We start from the raw sequence: 4,253 nt of genomic DNA, 5'->3' as shown, positions 1-4,253 counted from the left end.
CAAAATCTCTTAAGGCTCTAATTCGAGTTAAGAAATGACCATCGATATATTCACAATCATCAATAAATTCGTATTTTGGAGATGTTTTTTCTGTGTTAACAATAGAATTCATTTTTACACCTATTCGTAAATTAGTTTTCAATTGACACCCTATAAGAGCATCGGGTGCTGAAAACACGGCGAATAGTCCGTTGCTATGCTTTTCCCATAAGGGTATTGTATGGCATAGCTACACCCGACAAAATCACTATATATGCTAATCACAGCATAAAAGATAGTCAGTGTTTTAAAAGAAATGGAAAAGGTTTTTTCGCAACCTATTCGCTATTCGAAAGTGTTTTCATCACTTGGTTATTTATATAACAAAATACGTATTTATTGTCAAACAATATTTTATCTTTTTTGTATTTTTTTAAATACGTTGTGTATTGATAATATCTTATGCCTATTAATTGCTTCTTTTATATTTATGTGCTTTTAAAGCTATATTACGGGCTTTGTGAAACGATTGTGTATTTTCTGAATCTATACATTTATAATATTTAGAAACGCTCTCATAATGCGTATTTTAAACTTTATAACCTATCAATTTTGTCACTAAATGGCTTCTAAGATTTCTGTTAATTTCTTTTAATAACACATTTTAGACTTAACAGCCTTATAGGGACTGTCTTTATAACAAATGCTTTCATTTGCATTTTTGCTTTCTCTATAGTTGTTATGTTCTTTATAGCCATGGCATCATTTTTCAGTTTCATAAGAGAAATGATAAATAGGATAATTGTGATTTATAGACCATTATGAAAACACTTATGAAAACATCTCAATAGAAACTGATCATTATAGAGATGAGCAAAATCCCTTTTAATAAACTTTTGTCATTTTTGTCAGTTCTTTTTAGAACCTATATCATTTTTTTTAAATGAGAGAAAATTAAAATCATTATATTTCAATAAGTTAAGTTTTATCAATTTTTCAAAATACAACTTATTAAAACAGCCATAACAAATAAATACAACTGTAAATATATATTTGTCAGTTTATGTCAGTACATTGAATCGACAAAAGTGATCATTTAGTGAATGATTAAAACATGTCTTATGAGAGTATGTAATCTTTAAAGCCTTTCAAAAGATAGTTTGTAACTCATATGAAATGCTATCAAGACCATTATGGTTATGAGTTTTGAAGATTTTGAGTATTTTGAGGGGTCCTTTTACCCCCCTTTATATATTTTTTTCAATCAAAAAATAAAAGTTATTATATTTCAATATGTTAATGTTTTAAATAAACAACCTATATTACACAAAACACGTAAATACAATCTGTAATATATATAAAAAGGGGTTTTGAAGGTATTTTGAGGGTTTGAGAAACATTCAAAACCTATAAGTAATATAAGAAAATGAATATACATAACTCTCTTTAAACAAAGCTTCTGATAACAATAAAGTTATCATTTTAGATTACGGTATAATCTTTTAAAGGCAATGTAAAAAATCTAATTCACTTTAAGATGGGATTTCTTATAAGCCTTAAAGCAATCCAAAGTACAGTGTTAAAAAGTGCAAATGCTCTTTTTTAGAATAATGCATATAAACATTCCTTTTAAAGATTGTATGTAAGCAATCTAACAAGAGAGGTATAGATTATGGTTATAAGACCTTATACCCCTTGTAAGGTTATCACACTCATTATGTGAGCATGCTTTAATAAGCTTATTCAGTTTCTCTTATTTCTAATTTTGGTAAGTTCTTAACAATCTTCATTGTTTCTAAACTTACGGTAATAACCCTTTGAAATAACTCTAGAGGGTAGGCAGGGTTGCCAACGGTTTCAACAGCATAGCGATTGGCATCATTCACAATACCACTCTTTTTATCAGTCTTTACACATTGACGCTCCATAACCCATTCAAGAGCGGGTTTACCATTAACGATATACTCATAAGCTTCAAGAGGGATGTCTGTTATTGTGATATTGCTGTTGTAAATAACTGTAGATTTATCCTTTTCCTTACTATTCTTAATTTTTGCGAATTTCATTTCTGTAACGTAATAAAATTTTTCGGGATTAGAGATCTCTGTTTGTTTTGGATTACCCTTTTTAAAGGTCACTGGATAAGGCTCTACAGTCTCATAATTCACGTGCAAATGCCCTAGTTCACGTCCAGCATTAACAAACTTCCAAAAATCTTCAGCGCTTTTTACACAAGGGATGCGAGGCAACTCTTTAGAGAGGTTATCAGCATAACGGGCACGATAATCTTCTGAGTGAAGTAGACCGTATACGTAATAAAAGATATCTTCTTTTATTATAGTCTCATTAGGATAAGCAGCTTTAAAATGCGCTAGTCCCTCATCCGTAATGGCATCACTCCTCTGTAAATCAGCTGTTTTGCTGTCTTCTGTAGAATCCGTAAATAAATGAGTTTGTTTCTTGTTTCTATCTTTTGAGACCGTAGTGTCTTCGTAAATATAGCGTGGAAAGCATTGTCCATTTTCTATCACCTGAACATCGGGCAGAGCCGTAGTCATAAGCACAGAAAAGCCTCCCATTGCTCCTATACCTGTAACTTGAATTACTTTATTTCCAATCATTCCCCCTATCGGAAATATACGCGGCATTTGATAGACTCTATGGTTAAAAATACGACTATAGTAAAGCCATTGCTTCGTAAAAGGACGATATAGGCTTTGAATAAGACATTTATCTTCAAATTCAAAAACCTTTCCTCTTACAAACTCTTCTTTCAGACTACTACTCCAACAAATTTTTGTAGCATCAACACTAACAAAATCGTTTACAGCATTTGCACGTAACTTACGGTCAGCATGCGGATAGACATTATTAAAACGTTCCACTTCGCTATTATAGAAAGCAATCATATAACTCATGTTTTTTGCTAAAACTTCACGATTTGAGTTATATGCCCAAGCATCACGATTAGTTTGTATACCACACGAAAAAGTTTCAAAGAGCTTTTTCTTATTATTACCTTTCTTAACACCTATGGCTAAAAATGCTTTAAAATTGTCATCACGTTGATTTATCCAATCACCGTGCTTATCTGGTATAATGATTTGCCAACCTTGTTTACTCCGTGTAATACCATTAATGCTTCCAAGGGATTCAATCATTGTAAGCTTTTCTTGCCTCGTGAGATAGTCTCCAATATCACGAAAATATATCTTACCACGCTGTTGTGCATTTGGATTTTTTACGAGAATGGAAATCGCTATAGGGGCTCGAGATCCAGAACCAAAAATTTTACCACCTTCTTTTCGAGAAAGTTCTCCAGAAGTTCGTTGGTTACCCCGTAAATGGAAAATATAAAGGCTGCTAAATTCCTCAACGAGGCACTTTCGTAGACTGTCCGTAGAACTTCCATTAATAAAACCGGCATTTGTGACAAATCCGATTATCCCAGCATTATCAATACGGTCACTTGCCCAGCGAATAGCACGAATATAGCTATCATAAATTGCTTGCATATTGGTTGCTTTTGAATGAGCAGCATAAGTTTCACTAATACGTTTATCTAAAATCGGATAGGGTGTGTTTTTTGCATTATCATTTTCGTTTTTTTGCTTTGTTGAATAAGGAGGATTGCCGAAGATAACTTCAATATTGAGGTTTTTCTGAAGTTCTAAATATTCACTGTTTTTCTCTAGTAAACCTCTCATCAGATCTTGTTTTTCAAGCATCCGGAATGTATCGGTTAAACCAATATGTTTGAAAGGAATATACTCTCCTTTCTTCAAACTATGATAAGTCGATTCAATGTTAATGGCTGCTATGTAATAGGCAAGCAAAACAATTTCATTGGCATGAATATCATGACGGAATTTATATTCCATATCCTCTGGTTTTATGAGATTGGATTGTAAAAGCCTTGTGATAAAGGTCCCAGTACCCGTAAAAGGGTCAAGAATAGAAACACCCCGTGACCCTAAGCTTTTTCCAAATTCATTACGCAACACATCATCAACAGAATGAATGATAAAATCCACAACTTCAACGGGGGTATAAACAATGCCAAGCCTATCCGTGGTTTTCTTAAATGCCTTGGTAAAAAAATCTTCGTAAAGCTTGATAATAAGATTTTGTCTTGCCTGTGGTTCTGTAATGCCAGAGGCACGGAACTTTACGCTGTCATAAAACTCTTGTAATTCCTTGGATTCTTCCTCAATATTGGTTTTATCGAGTTCTGTTAAGATTTTTTCCATTGCTTGCGAAATGGCATTGTTTTG

At 32.8% G+C, this 4,253-nt stretch carries 1 protein-coding gene; it reads right to left on the bottom strand.

The annotated features are described in order from the left end of the window. Positions 1 to 1,718: 1,718 nt before the first annotated feature. Positions 1,719 to 4,253: type ISP restriction/modification enzyme (locus tag ACFIJZ_RS09265; protein WP_375631837.1), on the bottom strand; the 2,535-nt coding region annotated here is incomplete at its 5' end.

This window comes from Bartonella sp. CL70QHWL (assembly GCF_042194855.1).
Lineage (GTDB): Bacteria > Pseudomonadota > Alphaproteobacteria > Rhizobiales > Rhizobiaceae > Bartonella.
The sequence above is the reverse complement of the archived record's forward strand: the minus strand, read 5'-3'. Positions and strand labels throughout refer to the sequence as shown.